The 25,574-nt window shown below is 65.9% G+C and carries 22 protein-coding genes; 16 read left to right on the top strand and 6 right to left on the bottom strand.

Annotated features, from left to right (window positions below; genetic code table 11):
* Positions 1–461 precede the first annotated feature (461 nt).
* The gene (locus tag GQ56_RS0121710; RefSeq protein WP_031400633.1) at positions 462–2,294 is read left to right on the top strand and encodes a S53 family peptidase; all 1,833 of its coding nucleotides are present in this window, start codon (positions 462–464) and stop codon (positions 2,292–2,294) included.
* A gap of 428 nt (positions 2,295–2,722) precedes the next feature.
* The gene (locus GQ56_RS0121705) at positions 2,723–4,459 is read left to right on the top strand and encodes a DUF3300 domain-containing protein (RefSeq protein ID WP_031400632.1); all 1,737 of its coding nucleotides are present in this window, start codon (positions 2,723–2,725) and stop codon (positions 4,457–4,459) included.
* A gap of 138 nt (positions 4,460–4,597) precedes the next feature.
* On the opposite strand, the gene GQ56_RS0121700 is transcribed toward GQ56_RS0121705, so the two are convergent.
* Positions 4,598–5,248 carry a pyridoxamine 5'-phosphate oxidase family protein gene (locus GQ56_RS0121700; protein WP_031400631.1) on the bottom strand — a complete coding sequence of 217 codons (651 nt, stop codon included), beginning with the start codon at positions 5,246–5,248 and terminating at the stop codon, positions 4,598–4,600.
* Between the two features lie 171 nt (positions 5,249–5,419).
* The gene (locus tag GQ56_RS45610) at positions 5,420–5,560 is read right to left on the bottom strand and encodes a hypothetical protein (protein WP_160257550.1); all 141 of its coding nucleotides are present in this window, start codon (positions 5,558–5,560) and stop codon (positions 5,420–5,422) included.
* On the opposite strand from GQ56_RS45610, the gene pdxR reads away from it, so the two are divergent.
* On the top strand, positions 5,559–7,025 hold the full coding sequence (gene pdxR, locus GQ56_RS0121695) for a MocR-like pyridoxine biosynthesis transcription factor PdxR (RefSeq protein WP_031400630.1): 1,467 nt from the start codon (positions 5,559–5,561) through the stop codon (positions 7,023–7,025). The genes GQ56_RS45610 and pdxR overlap by 2 nt on opposite strands.
* Positions 7,026–7,047: 22 nt before the next feature.
* Here pdxR and GQ56_RS0121690 read toward each other — a convergent pair whose 3' ends face one another.
* Positions 7,048–8,598 (bottom strand): phospholipase D family protein, encoded by a 1,551-nt coding sequence (locus GQ56_RS0121690; protein WP_031400629.1) that lies wholly within the window; start codon positions 8,596–8,598, stop codon positions 7,048–7,050.
* 285 nt (positions 8,599–8,883) lie between these two features.
* Positions 8,884–9,768 carry a LysR substrate-binding domain-containing protein gene (locus tag GQ56_RS0121685; protein WP_031400628.1) on the bottom strand — a complete coding sequence of 295 codons (885 nt, stop codon included), beginning with the start codon at positions 9,766–9,768 and terminating at the stop codon, positions 8,884–8,886.
* Positions 9,769–9,890: 122 nt separating this feature from the next.
* On the opposite strand from GQ56_RS0121685, the gene hndA reads away from it, so the two are divergent.
* Complete coding sequence (gene hndA / locus GQ56_RS0121680; protein WP_031400627.1) at positions 9,891–10,841, top strand: 2-hydroxy-1-naphthoic acid nonoxidative decarboxylase; 951 nt, start codon at positions 9,891–9,893, stop codon at positions 10,839–10,841.
* A gap of 389 nt (positions 10,842–11,230) precedes the next feature.
* On the opposite strand, the gene GQ56_RS0121670 is transcribed toward hndA, so the two are convergent.
* Positions 11,231–12,028, bottom strand: a complete 798-nt coding sequence (locus GQ56_RS0121670) for an IclR family transcriptional regulator (protein ID WP_200877995.1) — start codon at positions 12,026–12,028, stop codon at positions 11,231–11,233.
* 134 nt (positions 12,029–12,162) lie between these two features.
* Here GQ56_RS0121670 and GQ56_RS0121665 point away from each other — a divergent pair, with 134 nt between their 5' ends.
* Positions 12,163–13,314, top strand: coding sequence for an MFS transporter (locus GQ56_RS0121665; RefSeq protein ID WP_031400625.1), 1,152 nt, complete (start codon positions 12,163–12,165; stop codon positions 13,312–13,314).
* Between the two features lie 417 nt (positions 13,315–13,731).
* On the opposite strand, the gene GQ56_RS0121660 is transcribed toward GQ56_RS0121665, so the two are convergent.
* Positions 13,732–14,544, bottom strand: coding sequence for an IclR family transcriptional regulator (locus GQ56_RS0121660; RefSeq protein ID WP_052001444.1), 813 nt, complete (start codon positions 14,542–14,544; stop codon positions 13,732–13,734).
* A gap of 222 nt (positions 14,545–14,766) precedes the next feature.
* Here GQ56_RS0121660 and GQ56_RS0121655 point away from each other — a divergent pair, with 222 nt between their 5' ends.
* From GQ56_RS0121655 to GQ56_RS0121605, 11 genes are all read left to right on the top strand, one after another.
* Complete coding sequence (locus GQ56_RS0121655; RefSeq protein ID WP_052001445.1) at positions 14,767–15,609, top strand: cyclase family protein; 843 nt, start codon at positions 14,767–14,769, stop codon at positions 15,607–15,609.
* 2 nt (positions 15,610–15,611) lie between these two features.
* Positions 15,612–15,959: a cupin domain-containing protein gene (locus tag GQ56_RS0121650; protein ID WP_031400622.1), complete on the top strand. Its 348-nt coding sequence runs from the start codon at positions 15,612–15,614 to the stop codon at positions 15,957–15,959.
* Positions 15,956–16,759 carry an SDR family NAD(P)-dependent oxidoreductase gene (locus GQ56_RS0121645; RefSeq protein WP_031400621.1) on the top strand — a complete coding sequence of 268 codons (804 nt, stop codon included), beginning with the start codon at positions 15,956–15,958 and terminating at the stop codon, positions 16,757–16,759. The genes GQ56_RS0121650 and GQ56_RS0121645 overlap by 4 nt, the downstream gene beginning before the upstream one ends.
* A 9-nt stretch (positions 16,760–16,768) precedes the next feature.
* Positions 16,769–17,683 (top strand): 3-hydroxyacyl-CoA dehydrogenase family protein, encoded by a 915-nt coding sequence (locus tag GQ56_RS0121640; protein WP_063962862.1) that lies wholly within the window; start codon positions 16,769–16,771, stop codon positions 17,681–17,683.
* Positions 17,655–18,626, top strand: a complete 972-nt coding sequence (locus GQ56_RS0121635; protein WP_235212727.1) for a BKACE family enzyme — start codon at positions 17,655–17,657, stop codon at positions 18,624–18,626. Before GQ56_RS0121640 ends, GQ56_RS0121635 begins: the two co-directional genes overlap by 29 nt.
* Positions 18,627–18,669: 43 nt before the next feature.
* Positions 18,670–19,866 carry an amino acid ABC transporter substrate-binding protein gene (locus GQ56_RS0121630; RefSeq protein ID WP_043301550.1) on the top strand — a complete coding sequence of 399 codons (1,197 nt, stop codon included), beginning with the start codon at positions 18,670–18,672 and terminating at the stop codon, positions 19,864–19,866.
* A 21-nt stretch (positions 19,867–19,887) separates the two neighbouring features.
* Positions 19,888–20,775: a branched-chain amino acid ABC transporter permease gene (locus GQ56_RS0121625; RefSeq protein WP_063962861.1), complete on the top strand. Its 888-nt coding sequence runs from the start codon at positions 19,888–19,890 to the stop codon at positions 20,773–20,775.
* A complete protein-coding gene (locus GQ56_RS0121620) occupies positions 20,775–21,770 on the top strand; it encodes a branched-chain amino acid ABC transporter permease (RefSeq protein ID WP_081894944.1) in 996 nt (331 codons plus the stop codon). Before GQ56_RS0121625 ends, GQ56_RS0121620 begins: the two co-directional genes overlap by 1 nt.
* A complete protein-coding gene (locus GQ56_RS0121615; protein WP_031400615.1) occupies positions 21,767–23,317 on the top strand; it encodes an ATP-binding cassette domain-containing protein in 1,551 nt (516 codons plus the stop codon). Before GQ56_RS0121620 ends, GQ56_RS0121615 begins: the two co-directional genes overlap by 4 nt.
* A gap of 57 nt (positions 23,318–23,374) precedes the next feature.
* The gene (locus tag GQ56_RS0121610) at positions 23,375–24,502 is read left to right on the top strand and encodes a porin (protein ID WP_031400614.1); all 1,128 of its coding nucleotides are present in this window, start codon (positions 23,375–23,377) and stop codon (positions 24,500–24,502) included.
* 166 nt (positions 24,503–24,668) lie between these two features.
* On the top strand, positions 24,669–25,355 hold the full coding sequence (locus GQ56_RS0121605; RefSeq protein WP_031400613.1) for a DAPG hydrolase family protein: 687 nt from the start codon (positions 24,669–24,671) through the stop codon (positions 25,353–25,355).
* The last annotated feature ends 219 nt before the right edge of the window (positions 25,356–25,574 follow it).

Raw genomic sequence — 25,574 nt, 5'->3', positions numbered from 1 at the left:
GTTCTTGATACCGTCCAATGCACGCAATCAGACGAATTGCCTGCTACGCAATCGATTTCGCGCTCCACGTTTTTTCGCTTCCGCCGCACCGAAGTCCTCGCCGCCGGCCGTATTGCTCGCGCGCCGGCGCATGCAACATCCCGATGCATCACATTGGACGGCTGCCATCCGGCAGCGGGCCGAAGGACCGAACAATATGAGCAGGACAACGAAGCTTTTGCTCTAGCACTTCCGCCCGCGTCATGTCCGGCGCGACTGCCCCGCATCGCGGCGCAGCTCTCCCGTTACCGTGTTTTCCGTATTTCGCCCCGGGGAAAAAACCGCTTTCCCGATCGGGCGGAAGGCCCTGTCGCATCCGTGCCATCCGCACGCGTGCGACAGAAAGCGGCGGTGCACGATCCGCACCGCTGTCGACCGTTGTTGTTCGTGCCGTTCGATGTTCAACCGGAGGGGTAATCCAAATGAATCAGGTTGCATACAAGAAACACAAGCACATTCGCATCGTCAGACTCGCTTTCGCCGCCGCCGCGGCTGCATCGTTCGGCATGGCGACCGTCCATGCCGCCCCGGCGGCCGGCTGGACTGAAACCCGCACCAAGGGGTTCCTGCCGCTCGTGCAGCAGAACGAAGCCGGCGCCGCCGGCGCGCCTGCCGCGAGCACGGCGGCGGCCGCCGCCGCGGCAGTCGAACTGGCGCCCGGCGAATCGGTGGACATCGTGCTCGGGCTGAACCTGCGCAACGAAACGCAACTCGACCAGTATCTGCACGATCTGCGCACGCCCGGCTCGCCGCACTACCGGCAGTTCCTCACGCCGTCGCAGTTCGCCGCGCAATATGCGCCGACCGACCAGCAGGTCGCCTCGGTCGTCGCGCATCTGCGCAAGGCAGGCTTCGTGAACATCGTGGTCGCGCCGAACCGCCTGCTGGTATCCGCGTCCGGTACCGCGGCCACCATCAAGTCGGCCTTCCGCACGACACTCAAGCGCTTCACGCACAACGGCCGCAGCGTCTATGCGAACGCCGACGCCGCGCAAGTGCCGAATGCGATCGGCGGCATCGTGGGCGCGGTGCTGGGCCTGCAGAACGTCGAGCTGATGCATACCGGTGCGGGCAGCAAGCCGCAAGGCAACACCAGCAACCTGACGATTCCGGCGGGCGCCTCGGCGGTGCCGCACAACCCGACCGAGTTCTCGTCGATCTACGGCGGCGACGGCACGCCGACCGCCTCGCAGACCACCGTCGGCATCATCTCCGAAGGCGACCTGTCGCAGACGGTGAGCGACCTCAACACGTTCGCCGCGAACAACGGCCTCGGCACGATCAACAGCAGCATCGTGAAGACGGGCCCGTCCGGCAGCTCGTACACCGACACCGACGGGACCGTCGAGTGGAACCTCGACAGCCAGTCGATCGTCGGCTCGGCCGGCGGCAGCGTGAAGCAGGTCGTGTTCTACGTCGCGCCGTCGATGACGCTCACGGCGATCACCGCCGCGTACAACAAGGCCGTGACCGACAACGTCGCGAAGGTGATCAACGTGTCGCTCGGCGTGTGCGAATCGTCCGCGAACAGCACCGGCTCGCAGGCAACCGACGACACCATCTTCAAGCAGGCGGTCGCGCAGGGGCAGACCTTCTCGGTATCCGCCGGCGACCATGGCGCGTACGAATGCGCGGGCGGCGCGCCGTCGCGCTCGACCTACACGGTGAGCGAGCCGGCAACGTCGCCGTACGTCATCGCCGTCGGCGGCACGACGCTGTTCACGAACACGTCGACCAACGCGTACAACAGCGAGATCGTGTGGAACGATCCGAGCTGGCAGTCGGGCACCGTGTGGTCGACGGGCGGCGGCTACAGCAAGTACGAAGCCGCGCCGTCGTGGCAATCGTCGAGCCTCACCGGGTCGACCAAGCGCGCGCTGCCGGACGTCGGCTTCGACGCCGACCTGCGCACCGGCGCCATCCTCGTCGTGAACGGCCAGACGTCCGACACGCTGTGGGGTTCGGGCTACCTGAACAACGAAGGCGGCACGAGCCTCGCCGCGCCGATCTTCACGGGTATCTGGGCGCGGCTGCAGTCGGCGAACAACAACGCGCTCGGCTTCCCCGCGTCGAGCATCTACAAGTACTTCCCGTCCAACGCGGCACTGGTGCACGACGTCACGTCCGGCAACAACGGCAGCGGCACCTACGGCTACAAGGCGAAGGCCGGCTGGGACGCGACGACGGGCTTCGGCAGCGTCAACATCTCCAGGCTGAACGCGTTCATCCAGGGCACGTCGGATTTCGCGCGCTGACGAGCCGATGACCGCCCCGGTTCCGGGCATGCGCGGTTGCGCACGCCCGGAACCGCACGCAACCGCGTAACCGACCCGCGATGGCTGCCCCGCCATCGCGGGTTTTCTGCATGGCGCCGCCCTACCGCGCGGCATCCGGTGCAGCGCCCCGGCCTTGCAATCGTTGCACAAACAACTTTCATGTGGCTTGTCCAGGCGGCGCCCTGCCGCTTACGGACTGCAAGGTACACACTGTTACATAACACCCGACAACCTCCGCGCGTGTCGTGCGTTTTACTGGATATATCGATTCGTCGCGGGACGGCCACCCCACGAACACGACCGCTCCAGCCGAAGCATCCTCGACGCGCGGACGGTCGTGGCACAGTGCCCGGGCCGAACGCATCGCCCCGCGCCTGCCAACGCCGACACACCATCGAACCCACCACATGAAGAACGCACACCGCCCTGTCCGCACCCTGATCGCATCGTCCCTCATCGTGTCCCTGCTCGGCCTCTCCGCCTGCAACAAGAGCGGCGACAGCAGCGCGGCCGCCGCAGCCAGCGACGCGAGCGTGGCCGCGGCGGCGCAACCGGCGTCGACGCCCGTCGCCTACACGCCGCCGACCGCCGACCAGCTCTACCAGATGGTCGCGCCGATCGCGTTGTTCCCCGACAAGCTCGTCGCACTGGTACTCGCGGGCGCAACCTATCCGGACCAGGTCACAGCCGCCAACAACTGGGTGACGCAGAACCCGTCGCTGAAGGGGCAGGCACTCGCCACGGCCGCCGACACGCAACCGTGGGACCCGTCCATCAAGGCGTTGACCGCGTTCCCCGCGGTACTGTCGCAGATGGCGTCGAACCCGGCCTGGACCACGTCGCTCGGCCAGGCCTACTACAACGATCCGACCGACGTGATGAACGCGATCCAGGTGATGCGCCAGCGCGCGCAGACCTCCGGCCACCTCCGCTCGGGCGGCCAGTTGCGGGTCACGCAAGTCGCGCAGGCCGCGCCGTCCGGCTACACGCCGGCCGCCGATGCGCCGGTGCTCTACACCGGGCCGGCGATCGTGCCGCCGCCCGTGCAGGCAATCGAGATCGAATCGGCGCAGCCCGACCTGGTCTATGTCCCGTCGTACAACCCGACCGTCGTCTATGGCGAACCGGTTTCGGCCTACCCCGGCTATGTGTATCGGGCGCCCGCATACAGCACCGGGGAAGTCGTTGCCGCCGGCGTGATCACGTTCGGCGTGGGCATTGCCGTCGGCGCCGCGATCTTCGGGCATCACGACTGGGGCTGGCATGCATGGGGCATGAACTGGGGCGCGCCGCGTCCGGAAGGCCCCGGCTGGAACGGCGGCTGGCAACGCCCGGCCGTGGTGTACAACCACACCACGTATGTCACGAAGTCGACCACCGTGATCAACAACATCACCAACATCCGCAACACGCGCATCACGAACAACTACGGCGGCAACGTCACCAACAACACGACGAACACGACGATCGAACGCAATACGGTGCAGCCGGGTGCGGAAGCAATGCGCGGACAGGCCGCGGAACAACGCCCGGGCGCCGCGCCGATGAGCATGCCGCACTTCACCGCGAACGACACACGCCCCGGCGCCCGCCCAACGCCTGACGCATTCGCGCAGAACCGCGCGAACGAGCCGCGTGCCGAGGCGCCGGCGCAGCACGCGCCCGGTGCGACGCAAGAGGCGCGGCAGCAGGCGATGCAGCAGGAACGCGCCGCGCAGGAAAACCGCGCGATTGCGCAACAGGAACAGCAGCAGCAACAGCAGCGCAACGAGGCCATGCAGCAACGCGAGGCCGCGCAACAGCGCAACGAGCAGCAACAACGCGAGGAGGCGCAGCAGCGCAATGCGGCCCAGCAGCAGCGCGAGGAGGTGCAGCAGCGCAATGTGGCCCAGCAGCAGCGCGAGGAGGTGCAGCAGCGCAATGCGGCCCAGCAGCAACAGCACGAAGCCATGCAGCAACGCAACGAGGCCCAGCCGCCGATGCACAAGGAGACGCCGCCGCGCAACGAAGCGCAACCGCAGGAGCACGCGCAGCCGCCGCGGCAACCGGCCTCCGAGCACGAGCCTGCGCCGCATCCGCGCCCTGCCGAGCCGCATCCGGAGCATGAGGCTCAGCACGAGCCGCATGAAAACCACGCGGAGTGACAGGCGCGCCGTCGCGGCAGTGCGGCATTCGCACGGCCGACCGGCGAAACCCGCGCTCCGGGCGCACGCGGCGGCCGCACGGCCGGCAGCGACGTGCGCCGCCGCCTTGCGCGAAGCCGCGCGGCCTCGCCGCGCGACTCAACCGCCCCAGTTCCGGACGTAGTCCGGCACGGGCATGTCGGCGTCGGCGTGCACCGGCGCACCGCGCGTCGTCGTCAGCGGCAGGATCCCGGTCCAGACGGCGAGCGCGAGGTCTTCGTCCTTGTCGGACGGCATCGAATCGCTGACTTTCACGGCCGCTTCCGCAAGGGAAATCCGCAGCACGCTGGTCGCGTTGAGCTCCTTCTCGTTGCCGGGCCGCGCGTCATGCCTGCGCCCCGGTGCGATCTTGTCCATCAATGCGTCCAGCGCCACGCGCTTTTCCGCACTGCCCTCCACCATGTCGAACCGCCCGTAGATCACGGCGGATCGATAATTCATCGAATGGTTGAAGGCCGACCTGGCCAGCACGAGGCCGTCCAGCAGCGTAATCGCCACGGCGGCCTGCGCGCCCGCCGACAGCGCCTTGATCATCCGGCTGCCGTTGGACCCGTGTATGTAGAGGTCGTCGTCCCGCCTCCAGTGCGCGGTCGGAATGCAATGCGTGTCCGCGCCCGCGCCGAACCCGATGTGGCAGACATAGGCCTCGTCCACGATACGGTAGAGCATCGTGCGATCCCGATTCGCCAGTTCCGGCAGGCGGTGAATGGTGGTGCGGGATGTGGGAGAGATGACGGTCTGGTCTTTCATGTTTCGTTTCCTGTTTGCGCGCCCTGGCGGGTCGAATCGTCCGCATGCCGGCAGCATGCGGTCATCCGTTCGTCGTTATGTTTGCCCCGCGTCCGGAAACGGATCGGACGTGCGCCCGCCATGTCCGCCCGATCGCTCGACCGGCCCATCGACAGCCGCTCGCCGGATCGATCAGAATACGCACGCGCCACGATCCGCGACGAGCGCCGGAAAGGCCCGCGCGCCGGCCGCCGCCGCGAGAGCCTGAACGATACGGCGCACATCGGATCTTCGAAAGAACCAGCCCAAGGAAAATATCTGGAACCAGCCCATGGATCTCGCGCTGCTCATCTCATCGCTTCCCGGACAGGACGGCACGACACGGCACAGCCGGCAGGAAGCCCTCTACCGGAGCCTGCGCGCCATGCTGCTGGACGGCCGCATTCCGCCGGGCACGCGGCTCGTGCCGACGCGCGTACTCGCGGCGGAGCTGGGCATCGCGCGCAATTCGGCGGTCTACGCGTACGAGCGCCTTGCCGAAGAGGGTTTCGTGACGGCCACGCGCAACGGCACGATCACGCGCTGGGACGGACGCGGCCGTGCGAGCGCCGCCCCTGACAGCGGCCCGGCCCCGGTTCGGCTGTCCGAGCGCGTGCGCGGGCTGGAGCACGCGGACCCCGAGCCCGAACGCATGCTGCCGTTCGTGCCCGGCCTCCCGTCGCTCGACGAATTCCCCGTTGCCCAATGGCGCCGCTGCATCGAGCGCGCATGGAAGATCATCACGCCCGCACAGCTCGCATACGGCCCGGTCGAAGGATTGCCCGAATTGCGCCGCGCCGTGGCCGCCTACATTCGCGTCTCGCGCGGCGTGCGCTGCGACACCGATCAGGTGTTCATCACCGACGGCACGCAAAGCAGCCTCGAGCTGTGCGCGCGCATGCTGGCGAATCCCGGTGAATCCGGCTGGCTCGAAAACCCCTGCTACAACGGCGCGCGGACCGCGTTCCGGTCGACCGGCCTGGATATCGTGCCGATCGAGGTCGACCGCGAGGGGATGGCGCCGACCGACGAACAATGGCGCACCCGGCCGCCCCGGCTGATCTATGCGACGCCGTCGCATCAATACCCGCTCGGCGCGCTGATGAGCCCCCGGCGGCGAGCGGCGCTCGTCGAGCGTGCGCGCGCCTGCGGCGCGTGGATCATCGAGGACGATTACGACAGCGAGTTCCGCCACGGCAGCCAGCCGCTGCCGGCGATCCAGGGCTTGCACGCCGACGCTCCTGTCTGCTACCTCGGCACCTTCAGCAAGACGATGTTTCCCGCCCTTCGGCTCGGGTTCATGGTGGTGCCGCCGGCGCTGGTCGATCGCTTCGCCCGAACGCTGCGCGAACTCGTCCATCGCGGTCATTCGGCCGATCAACTGGCGATGGCCGAATTCATCGACACCGGGCTCTTTGCGCGGCACCTGCGCGGGATGCGGGCGCTGTACGCCGAGCGGCGCGGCAGCCTCGAGGCAGCGCTCGCGCGCCACCTCGGCGGCGTGTTGAACGTTCGGGAGAGCCCGGGCGGCATGCATCTGTCGGCCGATCTCGCCCTGCCGCTGCACGACACCGACGTCGCCCGCGCCGCGGCCGCGCATGGCCTGCTGCTTCAGCCGCTGAGCAGCTACCGCGTCGGCGACGGCCGCCCGTACAACGGCTTCGTGCTCGGATATTCCGGGCTGACCGGCACGACGATCGAAGCCGCGACGACGCAGCTCGCCGCCGTTATCGAACAGCTCGACCGCACGCACGGCTGAGCGCCGTGCGTCGCCTCGTCGCTCACAGTTGCGATTCGATCGGAAACAGCCCGAGGAACCAGACTTCCATCCGCCGCGGGGCCGACACTTCCGGTTCGTGATCGAACTCGGTGACCGTGCCGTCCGAATCGGTCTGAATCCACTTGAGCCGCCCCGTTCCCGCCGCATCGGCACCCGGCTCGACCCGCCACGCGATCCGGTCGAGTCGCGACTCCAGATTGTCGGCCACCTGCGAGGCAATCGCCGGAGACTCGCAGTAGACGCCGATTTCCGTGTTGAGATTCAGCGAACGCGGATCGAGATTCATCGAGCCGATGAAGATGCTCTTGTGATCGAACACGTAGGTCTTCGCATGCAGCGATGCACGTGACGACCCGATGATGACCTGCTTCGAAATGCTCTTGTCGCCCGACGGCCGTCGCTCGTACAGCCGCACGCCGGCATTCACCAGATCGCCCCGGTAACGCCGGTAGCCGGCATGCACGGCCGCCACGTCGGTCGACGCGAGCGAGTTGGTCAGCACCGTCACGCGCACGCCGCGCGCCGTGAGCGCACGCAGCCGCTCGACGACGTCCTTGCCCGGCACGAAGTACGGCGACACGATCAGCAGGTCATGCTCGGGCTGCAGCGCGAGCGCCCGCAACTGCGGCATCAGGTGCCCGTCGCTGTCCTTCGGCGCGCGGGCGATCTTCGCGGGGTCGTCGTACAGCACCGTCGCGCGGCCCCACGACAGTTCCGTGCCCTGCCCGTGCACGATCTGGTCGAGCCGTTGCCTCGCCTCCAGCACGTAAGGATTGTCCTCCATCGCCCTCAGGTAGTCGCGCAAGCGTTCGCGCTCCCGGTCCAGCCCGCCCGGCGCGGCGTCGTGTCCGACCAGCGCATCGATCGGATACGCGTACGGGGAATTCCAGAACGTGTCGAATTCGGTGGAGATATCCTTTACGACCGGGCCGTGGACGACCACGTCGAGATCGCCGAACTCCAGCATCGACGATGCGCCGAAGTACTCGTCGCCGATATTGCGGCCGCCGACGATCGCCGCCTGGTTGTCCGCGATCATCGCCTTGTTATGCATGCGCCGGTTGACGCGCGAGAACTCGAATACCGTGCCGATCTTCTTGAAGTTGCGCGTGGCCACCGGGTTGAACAGCCGGATCTCGATGTTCGGATGCGAGCTGATCTCGAGCAGCTTGCGGTCGTCCGCGTTCGTGCCGAGATCGTCGAGCAGCGCACGCACGCGCACGCCGCGATCGGCCGCGCGAATGATCGCGTCGGCCAGTTCGTGCCCGGTCAGGTCGTCGTGCCAGATGTAGTACTGAAGGTCGAGCGACCGATCCGCGCGGTCGGCGAGCAGCACGCGCGCATCCAGCGCGTCGACCGGATCGGTCAGCAGATGAAATGCGTCCTGCCCCGGATGCGTGCCGGCCTGCTGCCGGAACGCGACGCCGAGCCGCGTGTTGTCCGTATCGGTGTACGCATGCGTCGGCGCGCGATCGGCCTGCGGCGGCAGGCTTGCACATGCCACGAGCGCCAGCAACGACAGAATCGCACCCCACGAACGCAGCATGGTCATGATTGCCCCCACTCCCGGGCGAAAATTGTTTGTTCTGGCCGCCCGACGGACCGGGCCGCGGCCCTTCGGGCAGGGCCGGCGGCGCGCGTGAAACGACGGCGCTACAGCATACTTCGATTGCGTGTCGCGCGACACCTTCTCCGTATTTTCCCGATCCGGTCGATACGCCGCGCGCGACGTATCGCACTCGCGCAAGACACGGACGATCGCGGGCTCACGGGCAGGATCCGGTTGCACGACGGGAAGTTGTCCCGCCGTGGGCCGGGTCGCGGTGCGTTGCGGCGCTCACGCGCGGTGCTCGCCCAGCATCCCCAGGTATTGCCGGACGGCCCCCCACTCCCCGGCGATCCGGCTGATCACCACCAGCTTCGATTTCGGCACGCTTCCCGCCAGCTTCCGGTGAACCACGTTCGGCGCCGCAATGCGGTTCAGCGGCTCGGGGGTCAGCGCCAGCCCCAGACCCGCGGCCGCGAGGGCGAGCACGGAAAGCGTGCTGTTCACCTTGTGCGCGATGCGGGGTTCCCTGCCGAGCATCTGCCGCAGCGTCGCCAGATGCCCTTCGTCGTCGCCGTCGGCCCCGTACAGGATGAATGGCTCGTCCGCGATTGCGGCAACGTTCACGACGCGCCGCTTCGCGAGCGGATGACGAACGCTCATCACGACTTCCCACGACCAGTTGCCGACCGTCTGCACGGCCAGCTTCTCGTCGAAGGCCACGCCGAGCGCCGGGCAATAGCCGATGTCGAGCCGGCCCGCGAGAATCGCCTCCTGCTGGGCGGCCGGCGCCATTTCGGACAGGTCGAGTTCCACGCCCGGCCACCTCGCATGAAACTCGGTCAGGTCCTCGGACAGCCGTCCGGTCGCGACCGCGTTCCCGACGAAGCCGATCCGCACGATGCCCGTCTCGCCGCGCGCCGCACGCTGGATCAGCGTCTTCGCGCGCTCGGCCTGCTCGAGCGTGCGCCGCGCCTCGAGCAGCAGCAGCCGGCCGGCGTCGGTCAACGCGACCTTGCGCGTACTGCGCTCGAACAGCGGCGTGCCCAGTTCCTCCTCGAGCGCGCGAATCTGCACGCTCAGCGCAGGCTGCACGATATGCAGCCGCTCCGCCGCGCGACCGAAATGCCCCTCCTCGGCCACCGCGAGGAAGTAGCGGAAATGTCGAAGGTCCATGAAGTCGATTGATCATCCAGAATAATCAATCGTTAACTTTAATATATTGGATAGAAAAATCAACGGCGCGCATTCTGACGGTCAGGCGTTGCGACGCAGCGTACTTTCACAGGAGCCGAATCATGTCCAACCGCACCCGCATCGATGTTCACCAGCATGTCGTCCCGCCGTTCTGGGCCGACGCACTGCCCGCCCACGGCGGCGATCCGTCGGGCTGGAGCAGCCCCGCCTGGAGCCCGGAAAGCGCACTGGCCTTCATGGATTCGCTGGAGATCCAGACCGGCGTGCTGTCGCTGACGGCGCCCGGCGTACAGGGCTGGGCCGGCCAGGCCAAGCTCGACATGGCGCGTCAGGTCAACGAATACGTGGCCGGCCTCGTCGCGAAATGGCCGTCGCGCTTCGGCAACTTCGCCACGCTGCCGCTGCCGGACGTCGACGGCACGCTCGCCGAAATCGACTTCGCGTTCGACACGCTGGAGGCCGACGGCGTCGTGCTGCTCAGCAACTACGGCGGCAAATATCTCGGCGATGCGGCGTTCGACCCGGTGTGGGCCGCGCTCGACCGCCGTCATGCGGTGGTGTTCATCCACCCGGCGAAGCCCGCGATCGACGTGCTGACCGGCATGCCCGGCCCGCTGCTCGACTATCCGTTCGACACGACCCGCACGGCCCTGCAACTCGTGCTCAACGGCGTGATCGCGCGCTACCCGAACGTGCGCATCATCCTGTCGCATGCCGGCGGTTTCCTGCCGTACACCGCGTACCGCTTCGCCGAACTTGCACCAGGCGTGCGCAACGACGTTCCGGATCGCGACGGGCTGCTCGACCTGCTGCGCAGGTTCTACTTCGATACCGCACTGTCGTCGCCGTCGGCACTGCCGAGCCTCGTCGCGTTCGCGCAACCCGAGCGCGTGCTGTACGGCAGCGACTTCCCGTACGCGCCGCCGTCCGTCAGCACGTCGTTCACCCATTCGCAGGACGGGTACGCCGCGCTGGATGCCGATCGGCACGCCGCGATCAATCGTGCGAACGCACTGCCGCTGTTCCCGCGTCTCGCCGCACTCGCGCGATAACGCGACCGTGCGCAACGTGACGCCCCGCGACGGCGGCGTCACATGGGCAACCGGCGCGGCGGCTGTCGGCGCCGCGCCGTCGAAACGGAACGCTGACCTTCACCCACCGGGCCGTTCCGGCCGACCGGCTGCGCACGAACGACACCTTCAGAACGCGGCCGCCGCGCCGATCCCGCGGAACCGATGGCGGAACGCCGGACCGATCGCGAACACCTGCACGCGAAACCGGTCGACCACCGCCGGTTGCCCGCTCCGGATGTCTGCACCAGCCGGATCTGCCAGGTCGCCCGACAACCTGTCGCGCCTTTAAACTCAGGAATGCGAATCATGAAGATCCACCCGCCGTATCGACGGAAGCCAACCGGCCTCCACGATTCCGGCGTGGCAGATCAAGACGGCGCGACGACCGCCTTCGCCGCACGGGTAGCGCCCAGCGCCGATTCAATTTCCGACTTGGTCTGTCGAAGTGCCGCGAGCAAATCCTCGAATCGCGCCTCGAATCGCAGCGCGGGCACGGCGAGCGCCATCGCGTAGCTCTGCGGCGAAGCCGTTTCGATCGCCACCCCCAACCCGCACACCCCCGACGCGTGCTCCTCCCGATCAACGGCGTATCCGAGATCGCGGATCTCCGCCAGGCTCCGGAGCAGCGTCTCTTGCTCGACGACGGTAGCCGGCGTGCGCCGTTGAAGCGGATGCTCGAGAAGCGACGCGACTTCGTCGTCCTTCAGCAACGACAGCAAGACCTTTCCGTGGGCGGTGCAATGAAGCGGGAAAGCGGTGCCGATGCTCGAACCGACGCGAAGCTCCTGGTCGGAAAGGTATTGGTCGACCGAGATCGCATGCGCGCCGCGTATCACGCAGATATCGACGGTCTCGCGCGTGCGCCGGCTCAACGCATCCGCAAAGGGCTTGGCCACGGCCACCACGTCCATGTGCGCCGATGCCGCGAGCCGGATCAACGCCGGCCCCAGGCGGATCCCGGCCGAGCCGGTCGCCACGAAACCTTGCGCCTCCAGCGCATTGACAAGACGGTGCACGGTCGTGCGCGGCAGCGCCGCGGCCCGCGCGATCTGCGAAAGGCTCAGCCCGGCCGATTGCCCTTCCAAAGCACGCAGCACCGCCACCGCCCGCGCGATGACCTGCTTGCCCGACGCACCGTCGGCTTCCGGTTCCTGTATCTCGTCCACGCTTCACATCCTTAGGGTTTATACGGAAAGAACGCTTGACCAATCGGCAAGCACACCCTACCCTTGTTCCATACAGAGGATATTGGTGTTCCACTGAGCGGACACTATAGTACAACACGGAATCGGAAGCAAACATGAACTCGCGTTCCACATCGAAAGCCGCCGCCTTCACCTTGTTGAGCGTCGCCTGTCTCACGATCATGGTCGGCTGCGTCATCGTGCCCGGCCTGCCCTCCATCGCAACCGCGCTGGGCTTGCCGTCGTCGGCAAGCTGGCTCGTCACGACGCCGTCGCTGGGCGTCGTGCTCTTCGGCCCCATCGTCGGCCGGTTCATCGAGCGCACCGGGCTCTACCGCGCGCTGTGCATCGGGCTTTTCCTGTACGGATTGCTCGGTGTCGCCGGCATCTTCCTGCGGGGCGAGTACGTGGTGCTCGCGGACCGGCTGCTGCTCGGCGGCGCAACCGCCCTCGTCATGTCCGCCGGCACCGGGATGATTTCGGCCCTCTATGAGGGCCAGGAGCGCCTGGCCATGATCGCGAGGCAAGGCATGTCGATCGAACTGGGGGGCGTCATTTTCCTCTCGATCGGCGGCGTGCTTGCCGCTTACGGCTGGCAATTCCCGTTCCTGCTCTACCTGGTCGCCTGGGTGCTGCTCGCGATGATGTGGGCATTCGTTCCCAACGTGATCGGGCAGGACGGCTCCGAAACGCAGGCCGAGCCGGCCCCGATTTCGGCAAGCCTGAAGCTCGTCTTCTTCTCGGCCAGCGCCTCGATGGTCCTGTTCTTCACGGGGATCATCGCGCTGCCGCTCTTGCTCGGGTCGCTGAGCCTGAGCGAATCGCAGACGGGCTATTTCCTGTCCTTCATATCGCTGGTCGCCGTCGTCGCGGCCTCGCAGATGCCGCGCGTGGCGTCGTCCATCGGCGAACGTCAAACCCTCGTTCTGGCATTCGCCTGCTACATCGCGGCGCACGCCACGTTCGCGTTGTCCCACTCGATCGCGGCAGCCGTATTCGGCGGGATCGCGATGGGTTGCGGATTCGGCTTCTCCGTGCCGCTGGTCAATCACATGACCGTCGAACAAAGCCCCGTCGCGCAAAGAGGACGGCATCTGGCCTATCTGTCGATGTCGATCTTTCTCGGCCAGTTCCTGTCCTCGTTCATGGATATCGTCGCGGCCAACACGCAACGCGTCTTTACGGCGGCCTTCATCCTGGGCTGCATCGCCATCGCCGCCGTCTCGATCGCACACTACCGTCTTCGCGTGCAAGCCGAGTCGCAGTGAAAGCGCGATGTGCCGCGGCGGGAAACGGGCAGGACGGCCGTGGGTGTCGCGGGCCAGGCGGCCGCGGATAATCCATGGCCGGCTCGGACCGGCCATTCCGGGACGCCCGGCACCGCCGCGTGAACGGTCGGGACCTGCGACCGCATGGCTGCCGGGCCACCGCTTCAGCGTGTGAGGCCCGAGGCCGGACGGTTGCCCGAGCACGTTCGAAAGGGATTCGCCGCGCGTGAACATCGGCAGGCCATCGTCGCGGTCGCCTGACGATTGGCGATTGGCAGCGCGACGGGGCGATCCGGCTGCAGCGGGTGCCCGATTCCTTCAGCCGCTTGCTCGACCGTCGCGCGTCGCGCTCGTGGTTCTTCTGCTCGAGCCATCCGTGACGTCCGCATCGACGACGGCGACCCGTTTCGTCACGTCCTAACCGAACCGGCTCCCGCGCAACCGTTGCTGCAATTTCTCGCACTGCTCCAGCAACAGCGCCTCGAGTTGTTCCCGAAGATCCGCGAAGCGCTGGGTCGGCACCGGAATCGAGATCGCCGCCAGCTCGCCGGTGGGCAGGCGAAGCGACGCCGCGATCGCGCAAACGCCGTCGGCATTCTCCTCGAGATCGCTACTCAGGCCCGTACGGCGAATTTCGGCCAGTGAATCCTCGAGCGCCTCCCAGGACACGATCGTCCGGCTCGTCAGCCTGCCAAGCCGCAATGCGGCCTTGAGACGGTCGCGTTCATCCTCATCCATCGCGGCCAGCATCGCCTTTCCGGGCGCGCTCGAGTGCAGCGGAAACGACACGCCTATGTCGGATTCGGCGCGCAACCGGTGGATGCCGCGGACCTGGTCCACAAAGACCACCTTGTCCGCATCGAGCAACGACAGATCGACGGTCTCCCCGCACTCGCGCGAAATCTGCTGGAGGGTCGGGCGCGCGATGTCGACGATCGCGAATTTCGCGGCGGCCGCCAGAGGCAGCAGCGCCGGCCCGAGACGCACGCCCCGGGCCTGTGACGCAGCAATGACCAGGTTCTCCGCATGAAGCGCGTCGACGATCCGTTGCACCGTGGACCTCGGCAGGCCGAGCAGCTTTGCGAGTTCACCGAGCGACAGGCCGTCCGGATGCTCCTTGAGCGCCCGAAGCACCGCGGCCGCTCTCGCGATCACCTGGACCGCAGGTCTTTCCGCCGGCGCCTCTCCAGCCTCGAGGTGCTCGATTTCGTCGGATCTTGACCTAACCATTTTGCATTCCGTTCCATGAATAGAGGTCGGTAGTTTGCCAGAGTGGCGACATGCGATCTGTTTTAGCCACTTGAATATCGCCACATCGGGCCGCGCGATTCGGGTTCCCCCCAATGGTTTCGAGCGCCTGTCGGACTAGTATTCATTTCACCGACATGCGGTACTTCTGTACTGAATTGCGGTACATACACCAAACGACATCCAGAAACCGGAGCAATGCAAATGACCGTAACAGTCCGAGGCATCAACTATCAGGAGAACTTAAATAACGACATGGGGCTGGAGTTCTACGACCTCAGCCACCCGTGGGGTCTCGGTCAGCCCTGCTGGCCTTACTTCGAAGACGTCAAGATCGAACGCCTCCACAACATGGCCAAGTCCGGCGTGCTCACGCAACGCATCACCACCGTGATGCACTCGGGAACGCACATCGATGCGCCCGCGCACGTGGTCGAAGGCACGCCGTTCATGGACGAGGTGCCGCTTCCGTACTTCTTCGGCACGGGCGTCGTCGTGTCGATCCCGAAAGGCAAGTGGGAAGTCATCACCGCGGAGGATCTCGAGAAGGCCAGCCCGGAAATCCGCGAAGGCGACATCGTCATCGTCAACACCGGCTGGCACAAGCATTACAGCGACAGCCGCATGTACTACGCGTATTCGCCCGGCTTCTACAAGGATGCCGGCGAGTGGTTCGCCAAGAAGAAGGTCAAGATGATCGGCACGGATACGCAGGCGCTCGATCATCCGCTCGGCACCGCCATCGGGCCGCATGGTCCCGGCTGGCCGAACGGGCTGCTTCCCCAGGTCAACATGGAGTACGAGCGCGAGACCGGTCGCAAGGTCATCGAGGATTTCCCCGAATGGGAGCCGTGCCACCAGGCGATCCTGAGCGCAGGCATTTGCGGCATCGAGAACGTCGGCGGTGAAATCGACAAGGTGACCGGCAAGCGCGTCACGTTTGCGGCGTTCCCGTGGCGCTGGACGCAAGGCGACGGCTGTATCGTCCGGCTCGTCGCGATCGTCGACAAGCGCGGCTCCTACCGTATCGAGAACGGCGAGGGCTGACCATGAAAGTCACCCGCTACGGCGAGGCCCGGCGTTACGAGGCGCCCAACCATCACGACATGCGCTCCCTGCGCCTGCAAGGCTTCGCGCCCGGCGGACCGGAGTCGTTCTGGGTCGGCCTCTCGCACTTTCTGCCGGCGGGCGGCGCCGGCCCGGACAGCATCCCGATGGAACGCGTCTACGTCGTCCTCGCCGGCGAGGTGACTATCCGCATCGGCTCGCAAGAGGTCGTCCTCGGCCCGCTCGATAGCTGTGCAATTCCCTCGAACGAGGTACGCGAGGTCAGGAACAACAGTAACGAAGTGGCCACGATGCTGGTCGTGATGCCATACGCGGAGACCGCAGCATGAATATGGAATGGCTGAAATCGCCCGGGTCGCTGTTCGAGGTGCGCGACAAGGTTGCAGTGATAACAGGGGCGTCCGGCGCGTTCGGCAAGCTTGCCGCGCAGGTGCTCGCGGCGGCGGGAGCCAGGCTCGTCCTCGCCGCCGGCAACGAAAAGGCCCTCGACGCCGTGGCCCGGGAATGCCGGGAACTCGGCGCGGAAGTGACGACCGTCGCGCGCAGGCCGGCGACGGAAGACGATTGCGACGCCATCATGGACGCCGGGCAAACCGCTTTCGGCGCCCTGGATATCCTTGTGGTCGGATCGGGGCTGAACGACCCCTGCCCGATCATCGAGATGTCGCCCGACCGCTTCGACGCGGTGATGCACGGCAACATCACGGGCGCCTGGCTCCTGTCCAGGGCGTTCGGGCAGCGGGTGATCCGGCAGGGAACGCCGGGCAAGGTCGTGCTCGTCTCGTCCGCAAGAGGAAAGCTCGGACACCCTGCCGGATATTCCGCGTACTGCGCGTCGAAGGCGGCCACGGATGGCCTGACGCGCGCGTTGGGATGCGAATGGGGCAAATACGGCATCACCGTCAATGCGATCGCCCCGACCGTCTTCCGCTCGCCGCTGACCGCGTGGATGTTCGAGGATACAGAGAAGGCGCGCCGGGTTCGCGCCGACTTCCTCGCCCGCGTGCCCCTGGGTCGCCTCGGCGAACCCGAGGACCTGGCCGGCCCGCTGCTCTTCCTCTGCTCGAGAGCGTCCGATTTCCACACGGGCCACACCCTTTACGCCGACGGCGGCTACACCGCAGGTTGACCGAACATCATGGAAAAAATAGCCATTGTCGGCGCGGGCCTGATGGGTCAGGGCATCGCGCAGGTTTTCGCACTCGCGGGCCATCCGGTCAAGGTGTTCGACATCGACCGTGCGGCGCTTGCATCGCTCGTCGCGCGCACGGAGCACAACCTGCTCGAGCTCGGGCTCGACAGCACCGCATCCTTGAATATCGCGCCGGCCGTCGAGCTCGGAGAGGCGGTCGACGACGCCGACATCGTATTTGAAGCCGGCCCCGAAAACCTTTCGTGGAAGCAGTCGCTGTTCGAGCAACTCGAAAACCTCGTACCGGCGGACACGATCCTCGCCAGCAACACGTCGGCCATTCCGATCACCCGCATCACGGAGCGGCTCCGGTCGGGGCACCGGGCCATGGGCACGCACTGGTGGAACCCGCCCTTCCTCGTGCCGCTGGTGGAGGTCATCCGAACGCCCGACACCGATCCCGCCATTGCGCGACGGATGTTCGATCTGCTCAAGCGTGCAGGAAAAACCCCGGCGATGGTCGAGAAAGACATTCCGGGTTTCATCGGCAACCGGCTTCAGCACGCCCTTTGGCGGGAAGCGATCGCGCTGGTGGCGAACGGCGTCTGCGACGCCGAAACCGTCGACACGGTGGTCAAGGCGAGTTTCGGTCGCCGCCTGCCCGTGCTGGGGCCGCTAGAAAATGCCGACCTCGTCGGCACCGACCTGACGCTCGCGATCCACCAGGTCCTGCTGCCTGAAATCGAATGTCTGCCGGCCCCTTCGCCGTACCTGAGCGCACTCGTGAGCAGCGGACGCCTGGGCATGAAGACCGGTCACGGCTTTCGTCGATGGAGCGAACAACAGCAGGCGGAACTCCGATCGTCGGTGTTTCGGCATCTGAAGGCAATGGATGCGGCAGATCGCCGCGAGGATAACTAATCAAATGGCCAAAAACCAGAGCAAGATCATCGTCACGTGCGCGGTGACCGGGGCGATCCACACGCCCTCCATGTCGCCGTACCTGCCGCTGACGCCGGAGGAAATCACCACGCAGGCCGTCGAGGCTGCGCAAGCCGGCGCCGCCATCCTTCACCTGCATGCGCGCGACCCCGGCGACGGGCGCCCTACTGCGGACCCCGCGATATTCGGGCAGTTCCTCGGCGCGATCAAGGCACGAACGAATGCCGTGATCAACATCACGTCCGGCGGCTCGACGAAGATGACGCTCGAGGAAAGGCTTGCGCCTCCCCTGCGCTTTCGGCCCGAGATGGCGTCGCTGAACATGGGCTCGATGAATTTCTCCATTCACCCTGCCGCGAACAGGATCAAGGAATGGAAATATCCGTGGGAGCAAGGCTATGTCGAAGGCACCGAGGACATCATCTTTCGAAACACGTTCCGGGATATCCGGTACATCCTCCAGCACCTCGGCGAGGGCTGCGGTACGCGTTTCGAGTTCGAGTGCTACGACGTGGGCCACCTGTACAACCTCGCGCACTTCGTCGACGCCGGGCTGGTCAAGCCGCCCTTCTTCATCCAGACGATCTTCGGCATTCTCGGCGGCATCGGGCCCGACCCGCAATGCGTCACGTTCATGCGGGATACCGCGAACCGGCTGTTCGGAGACAGCTACCGGTGGTCGGTGCTGGCTGCCGGCAGGCATCAGATGCCCTTGCTGACGCACGCCGCCGTCGCCGGTGCGAACGTGCGCGTCGGCCTCGAGGACAGCCTTTATCTCGGTCGCGGCCAGATGGCGCAGAGCAACGCGCAGCAGGTTCATAAAATCCGCCGGATTCTCGACGAACTCGGCCTCGAGATCGCAACGCCGGACGAGGCGCGCCAGATGCTGGAACTCAAGGGAGCCGATCAGACGGCATTCTAGGTGGACCGGTCGCAACCATAAAACGAGCATATCTGGAGACAAGATGATCAGGCATCCCAATATTCTGGCGAAAACCGTCGCAATCGCATCGCTTTGTCTTGCCGCGACGGCGACCCGGGCCGACGAGGTCACGATCGGCGCCTCCCTGCCGCTGTCCGGCCCGCTCGCCGGTTTTGGGGCCTATCAGAAATGGGGCTACGAAACCGCCGTGAACGACATCAACAAGACCGGCGGAATCAGGATCGGCAACGCCCAATACAAGGTGAAGCTGATCATCCGGGACGACAAGACCGACCCGAACGTCACCGCGAGCAACACGGAAACGCTGATCTCCCGGGACGGCGTCGTCGGCATGCTCGGCTCGTGCACGCCCGCGCTGGTGAATGCCGGGGCGCTTGTTGCGGAGCGACGCCGGGTTCCGATCGTATCGGGATGCGATCCGCTCGGCGCATTCCGGGCTGTCCGGCAGTGGAAATACGCGTGGACGCTCTTCTTCGACGAAACCGACCTCGGCACCGCGCCGTTGCGCATGCTCGCGGACTTCCGGCTGCCGACCAACCGGAAGGTGGCGATCCTGTCCGACAACGGGCCAGACGGCCGGGTCGTCGGCGGCGAGGTCTGGCCGAACGCGACCACCCGGGGCGGCTACACGCTCGTGCGCCAGAACGCGTTTCCCGTCGACGCGACCCAATTCACGACGATGATCAATCAGGCCAAGGCGGACGGCGCCGACATCGTGCTGGTCGATGCGATTCCGCCGCAGGCGATCGCGATGCGCAAGCAGATGGAATCGGCCGACTTTCATCCCAGGATCCTGGTCATGGAGAAAGGCGCGGAACCGGAACAATTCGCCAGGGCGCTCGGGAAGCTGGCTGACGGCGTGCTGGTCGGCGGCTACTGGGACCCGAGCTTTCCCTATCCCGGCGCGGCGGATCTCGGCAGGCGCTTCGAGTCCGAAACCCGTCAAACCCAGAGCCAGCACATTGCGGATTCGTACGCGGCGGCCCAGGTGCTGCTGGACGCGATCGCCCATGCGGGAAGCCTCGACCGCGACAGGATCAATCAGGCGGTGGGAAAGACGGACAAGGCCTACGTCGTCGGGAACGTGAAGTTCGACGCCGATCACACGTCCCGGATTCCCGTGGCGGTCATGCAATGGCAGAACGGCAAGGCAGTGACGGTATGGCCGCAAGACAAGGCCAACGGAAAACTGCTCTTTCCGCTGCCCGCCGTTCACTGACGCCGGACCGGAGACACGATCATGCTCGAATACTCGCTCCCTGATCTCTCTGTAGTCCTGAGCGGTCTGGTATCCGGCCTGCTGCTCGGAGGCATGCTGGCCCTGACGGCGCTGGGCCTGTCCATCGCGCTCGGCGTCATGCGCCTGGTCAATCTGGCCCACGGGGAACTGCTGGTGGGCGGCGCCTACCTCGGCTTCTTCCTGGCCCAATACACCGGCCTCGACCCGCTCCTCTGTCTGCCGCTCGTCGCCGTCGTGACGGGGGCGATCGCGCTTCCGTTTCACGGAATCCTCATCCGGCCACTGGCAAACAAAGGCACCGAAGCGCCGATGATGACGATGTTCGGCGTTTCGATCATCCTCCAGAACGTGTACCTGCTGTGCTTCAGCGCGGACACCCGGGCGATCAACACGAGCTACGCCGCGCGCCCGCTCACGGCCGGCCCGGTCACGGTCGCGGAGATCTACGTCATCGGGTTTGCCGTATCCGTGGCGCTGACGCTGGGCGTACACGGGCTGGTCACGCGCACCGGATTCGGCCGCGCATTGCGCGCCGCGGCAGTCGATCCGGCCGCCGCCGCGGTCATGGGCGTCGACGTCGCCAAGGTCCATGCGCTCACTTTCGCACTGGGCGCGGCTTGCGCGGCGATGGGCGGCGTGCTGATCGCAACCGCGTTTTCGTTCACGCCCGCCACCGGCTCGACCTACCTGCTGATGTGCTTCGCGGTCGTCGTCATGGGCGGCATCGGGAACATCTCCGGAACGCTCGCGGCGGGCATCACGCTCGGCGTGCTCCAGAGTATCGGCGCACTCGTTCTCGGCGACGGATATCGCGATCTGGTCGGCCTCGTCATCTTCCTCTTCGCCCTCGCACTGCGCCCTCAGGGCATGGTGTCCGGAGTACGCTAATGCCCCATCTCACGAACAATCCACTTACGCGGGTGGCGAGGGAGCAGGTCCGAATCGCCGTCGCCCGTTCTTCAGCGAGCGTCCTGACGCCTGCGATCGTCACCGGCGCCCTTCTTCTGCTCGCCGGGATCGTCGTCCCGCAGATGGGCGACTACGCACTTGAAGTCGGCTTCCGGCTCCTGCTGCTGCTGACGGTTGCCGAGGCATGGAACCTGATGGCGGGCTACGGCGGAATGGTCTCCCTCGGCACCGCTGCTTTCTTCGGCGCAGGCGCCTATTCGATGACGGGTCTCGTCAACGTGCTGGGCGTACCACCCTGGGCCGCAATCCCGCTTTCCGGGCTTGCCGGCGCGGGGCTTTGCCTCGTCGTCTCGAAAGGCGTCTTCAGGCTTCGCGGTCTGTATTTCACGGTCGGCACACTCGCGCTCGCCGAGGCCCTGCGGCTGTTCATGGTCAACTACGGCGGGTTCGGCGGCGCATCCGGCATCGTGCTCTCCCAGGATCCGCCCGGCTTGCGCACGCTGTTCCTCATGGCGATCGCCCTGGTGACGGTCACCATGGTCGTCATGAGCGCCGTCACGCGCTCGCGGTTCTCCGTCCTGCTTCGCGCGGTACGCGACGACGAGGATTCGGCGTCGCAACTCGGCGTGCGCACCTTCCGGGTCAAGCTCGCCACCTTCGTGCTGGCAAGCGCCCTGACCAGTATCGCGGGCGCACTCCAGGCCCTGAAGCTCGGCACGGTGGAGCCCTATGGAACGTTCGGCCTCCAGTGGACCATCAGCGCGCTATCCATCGTGATCATCGGCGGACAGGGGCTGCGCGCCGGCCCCGTGCTCGGCACCATTTTCGTCGTTGCGCTCGGCGAGGCCCTCGCCGACTGGCCCGCCCTTCACCTGGCCGTGACCGGCGTCATCCTGATGGCGGTCATCCGTTTCGCGCCGCAAGGCATCGCCGGATTGATTGAAAGCACGCTCGGTCGAAAGGAGCAGCCGTGAACACCGAACATTCCCTTCCGCTGCTGTTCGCCACCGATCTGGTCAAACGGTACGGCGGCCTCGTGGCGACCGACACCGTGTCGCTCTCCGTCGCGGACGGCGAAATACTGGGCATCGTCGGGCCCAACGGCGCGGGCAAATCGACGCTGATCGGATTGCTCGGCGGCGCCGTCAAGGCCGACAGCGGGAACGTCTACTTCCGGGGCGAGGACATCACCCGGCTGGGGGCGGCCGCGCGCGCACGGTCCGGGATCGGTCGCACCTACCAGATACCCCGGCCGTTCCTGAACATGACGGTACGCGAAAACCTGCTCGCCGCACGGTACAGCCTTCATCCGTTCACGTCGAAGCGCGACGCGATCGATGCGTGCGACCGGATTCTCGAGCGTACCGGCTTGCTGGATTCCGCGAACCTGCCGGCCAGACAGTTGCCGCTACTGCGCAGGAAACGCCTGGAGGTTGCGAGGGCGCTCGCGCTCGAACCTCGAATCCTGTTGCTGGACGAAGTCGGTGCGGGGCTCGTCGACAGCGAAATTACCGAGCTCATCGACCTCGTTCATTCGCTCAAGGGCGAGGTCGCGGGCATCATCATCATCGAACACGTGCTGCGTGTCGTGCGCGAATGCTGCCAGCGGCTGATCGTCCTGAACTTCGGGCGAAAGTTTGCCGAGGGGCCGACCAACGCGGTTCTTTCCAGCGACGAAGTCGCCGCCGTGTATCTCGGCACCGCACACGGTAACGATCGGCCCGACAGCCGGGCCGCGCCGGAAACGGCGGTTCTGGCCGGCGCCGGAAACACGGCGGACGGGGTCGCGCATGAGAAGCCGGCGTCGCCGCCGCTGCTGGAACTTCACGGAATCCATGCCGGATACAGTCAGGCGCGCGTCCTGAACGGGATCGACCTCACCGTGGGCACGGGTGACGTGATCGCCATCCTGGGTACGAACGGCGCGGGAAAAACGACGCTTGCGAACGTCCTGGCCGGCACGGTACACCCGACCGCGGGCGAAATGAGGATCGACGGCAAACGCCTGCTCGATCCGGCGCCTCATCGCATTGCGGCCATGGGCTTCGCCCAGTGCATGGAAGGCAGACGGATATTCAGTTCGCTGACGGTGGAAGAGAACCTCGTGCTGGCCGCCCGGCGCGCGCCCCCGAAGGAAATCCGCGAGCGGCTGGAACACGTGTACGACATGTTCACGGACTTGCGCGAGAGGCGTAAGAACGCGGGCACGTCCATGTCGGGCGGACAGCAGCAGATGCTCGCCATCGGCCGCGCGCTGATGGCGCGCCCCCGCCTCATCGTGTTCGACGAGATCAGTCTCGGCCTCGCCCCCGTCATGATGGATCGCCTGTATCTCGCCCTGCGCGAACTGAAAGCGTCGGGCATGACGATGTTGATCGTCGAACAGGACGTGGAACGCGCGCTCGATCTGGCCGACTACGTCCACGTGATGGAGCATGGCCGCTTCGCACTCTCCGGGACGGTCGATTCGATACGCAAGGATCCCCGGTTACGGCATCTCTATCTCGGCACTGCCGATTGAAGGCGGCATCGACCGGATCACCGCAGCAGGAAAGACGTCAAAAAAAATGGAGGAGACATGAGGACAACTACCGTATCGCTGGCGGCGCTGTCATTGGTTGCGGCAAGCGCCCATGCACAAAGCTCGATCGCGCTGTTCGGATTTCTGGATGCGGGCGTCACCTACGTGAGCAATCAGGGCGGTCATGGCAACGGTCGGCTGGATACCGGCATCTGGGCACCGAACCTGATCGGCCTGAAGGGGACCGAGGATCTCGGCGGAGGAACCAAGGCGGTATTCTTGCTGGAGAGCCAGTTCGAACTCGCGGACGGCTCGTCGATCCCCGGCGCGGGATCGATGTTTTCCCGGCAGGCCTGGGTAGGCCTGTCCGACCCGACTCTCGGCGACATTACCGCGGGCAACCAGTACGATTTCATGTGGGAGTCGCTGTTGTTCGGGGGCTTCCACGACCGGAACGCGGGTTTCGACGGCGCCTTGTCGTACGGCGGCTTCTACAACTTCAGGCAGGGGCCGTTTTCCGCACTGGGGATCCCGAACAATCCGACAGGCTCGTCCGATTTCGACCGCGTTGCCGGCTCGTCGCGCGTCGCGAACTCCGTCAAATACAAATCGCCCGATTTTTCCGGCTTTACGTTCGGCGCACTGTACGGATTCGGCCAGGTCGCCGGGGATTTCTCGTCCGCCGATACGGTCAGCTTCGGCGTCAACTACTCCCACGGTCCGTTCGCCGTCGGCGCCGCGTACACCGAGGTCAAGTACCCGCAGATGAACAACGGTCACGACGGCATCCGGAATTATGGCGCCGGCATGCACTACGACTTCAGCGGGATCGTCCTCGCGAACGTTCTCTATACGTATACGAAAAATACGCTGACGGGGGCGCGTATCGACGTCGGCCAGATCGGCGCAAACTGGTTCATCTCGAACGCGTGGACGCTCGGCGCCAACTACGAGTACATGAAAGGCAATGCGATCCTGCAGAACAACAAGGCACACCAGCTGACGAGCTCGCTGATGTACTGGTTCTCGAAGCGCACGGCCGTGTATGTGGAGGGGGTCTACCAGTATGCCTCCGGCGACGATCCGGCAACGGGCGCATGGATCAACGGGCTGTTCGGATCGAACGCGGGATCGAGCAGCCATTCCCAGGCAATCGGCCGGCTCGGCATGACGACGACGTTCTGACGCCGGCGGCCCGCACCCACGGAGCGTGTCGCACGCTGCATATGCGGCCGACGGAAAGCGTACCGTCGCCCGTGCTTTTCCCCATTCTCATGTTGCACATCGTTGGTGTGGAATCGAACACTGGCCCGGCACATCGGCCGGGGCACCGACACTACTGGAGAGAAACATGAAACTCGAAGAGGTTGGCTCGCTGCTGAATCCCGCGCCGTTGCGCCTTGAAACGGGCTACGAAAGACTGGACGACGGGGTCCTGCACGTCGCCTGCCGCACGGATCTGCACAACTGCACGGGCGAGATGTTCGAATGGTGGTTTCGCTCGAGGCCGGACACCCGCCACTATCGCTGGTGGCACCCGGTGGATCATGTCAGCAGTGCCTGGGCGGAGGGCGAAACCCACACCCATGTCGGCTCCATCCACCTGGTCGAGGAATATTTCACCGGATTGCCCTCGCAGCGGCTCGCGATCCAGTTCAGAGCGGCCACCGAGTTCTTTGAAAAGGGGGCGTATGACAGCGCCCGGCAGGAAGGGCGCGTGACCGCGGCGGTGTGCGGCTGCATCGGGCTGGGCGACGCTCCCGAGAGAACGCCGGACGGACGGGTACTCGGTGGACGCCTGCTCCATATCGGACGTGACACCGCGTGGGGCCTCGCCCTGCGCAGCCACTTCTACCTGGGACAGGATCTGCCCATGCTGGGCAAGCGTCCGGCAGAAGTCGCCGAGATTTTTCCCGACGAGTTCGGCCGCGCATTGCTCATGCACTGCTATAACGAGTTCACGTTTCTGGCGCGATTCCTTCCGTCGCTGTTCCTCGGCGACAACCGGGAGACGCTCGAGATCGCCTTGCCTTGGTGAATCGGCTCACACGCGCCCACTGCGCCAGGAAGACACTTCCGTGCAAAGTCGCCCACGCCTGAAGAGCAGGATTGACGCCCTGCTTCACTCGCTTCGTTCCTGGATGCGCACCGCGATCAGGCTGCGCGCCCAGGGCGAGCTTCTCTTCGTGCTTCGGGATATCGAGCGCTGCGGGACCGGACAACCGGAAGCACACGGTGAGTGTCGTGCCGGAAACGA

This window comes from Burkholderia paludis (assembly GCF_000732615.1).
Lineage (GTDB): Bacteria > Pseudomonadota > Gammaproteobacteria > Burkholderiales > Burkholderiaceae > Burkholderia > Burkholderia paludis.
The sequence above is the reverse complement of the archived record's forward strand: the minus strand, read 5'-3'. Positions and strand labels throughout refer to the sequence as shown.

Bases quoted from the DNA above. Each gene is read 5' to 3' on its own strand.
- GQ56_RS0121610 (WP_031400614.1), top strand. From the start codon at position 23,375: ATGAGGACAACTACCGTATCGCTGGCGGCGCTGTCATTGGTTGCGGCA.
- GQ56_RS0121645 (WP_031400621.1), top strand. From the start codon at position 15,956: ATGAATATGGAATGGCTGAAATCGCCCGGGTCGCTGTTCGAGGTGCGC.
- GQ56_RS0121690 (WP_031400629.1), bottom strand. From the start codon at position 8,598: ATGACCATGCTGCGTTCGTGGGGTGCGATTCTGTCGTTGCTGGCGCTC.
- GQ56_RS0121635 (WP_235212727.1), top strand. From the start codon at position 17,655: ATGCGGCAGATCGCCGCGAGGATAACTAATCAAATGGCCAAAAACCAG.
- GQ56_RS0121620 (WP_081894944.1), top strand. From the start codon at position 20,775: ATGCCCCATCTCACGAACAATCCACTTACGCGGGTGGCGAGGGAGCAG.
- GQ56_RS0121640 (WP_063962862.1), top strand. From the start codon at position 16,769: ATGGAAAAAATAGCCATTGTCGGCGCGGGCCTGATGGGTCAGGGCATC.
- GQ56_RS0121710 (WP_031400633.1), top strand. From the start codon at position 462: ATGAATCAGGTTGCATACAAGAAACACAAGCACATTCGCATCGTCAGA.
- GQ56_RS0121655 (WP_052001445.1), top strand. From the start codon at position 14,767: ATGACCGTAACAGTCCGAGGCATCAACTATCAGGAGAACTTAAATAAC.
- GQ56_RS0121700 (WP_031400631.1), bottom strand. From the start codon at position 5,248: ATGAAAGACCAGACCGTCATCTCTCCCACATCCCGCACCACCATTCAC.
- pdxR (WP_031400630.1), top strand. From the start codon at position 5,559: ATGGATCTCGCGCTGCTCATCTCATCGCTTCCCGGACAGGACGGCACG.
- GQ56_RS0121605 (WP_031400613.1), top strand. From the start codon at position 24,669: ATGAAACTCGAAGAGGTTGGCTCGCTGCTGAATCCCGCGCCGTTGCGC.
- GQ56_RS0121705 (WP_031400632.1), top strand. From the start codon at position 2,723: ATGAAGAACGCACACCGCCCTGTCCGCACCCTGATCGCATCGTCCCTC.
- GQ56_RS0121665 (WP_031400625.1), top strand. From the start codon at position 12,163: ATGAACTCGCGTTCCACATCGAAAGCCGCCGCCTTCACCTTGTTGAGC.
- GQ56_RS45610 (WP_160257550.1), bottom strand. From the start codon at position 5,560: ATGGGCTGGTTCCAGATATTTTCCTTGGGCTGGTTCTTTCGAAGATCC.
- GQ56_RS0121630 (WP_043301550.1), top strand. From the start codon at position 18,670: ATGATCAGGCATCCCAATATTCTGGCGAAAACCGTCGCAATCGCATCG.
- GQ56_RS0121625 (WP_063962861.1), top strand. From the start codon at position 19,888: ATGCTCGAATACTCGCTCCCTGATCTCTCTGTAGTCCTGAGCGGTCTG.
- GQ56_RS0121685 (WP_031400628.1), bottom strand. From the start codon at position 9,768: ATGGACCTTCGACATTTCCGCTACTTCCTCGCGGTGGCCGAGGAGGGG.
- GQ56_RS0121660 (WP_052001444.1), bottom strand. From the start codon at position 14,544: ATGGTTAGGTCAAGATCCGACGAAATCGAGCACCTCGAGGCTGGAGAG.
- hndA (WP_031400627.1), top strand. From the start codon at position 9,891: ATGTCCAACCGCACCCGCATCGATGTTCACCAGCATGTCGTCCCGCCG.
- GQ56_RS0121650 (WP_031400622.1), top strand. From the start codon at position 15,612: ATGAAAGTCACCCGCTACGGCGAGGCCCGGCGTTACGAGGCGCCCAAC.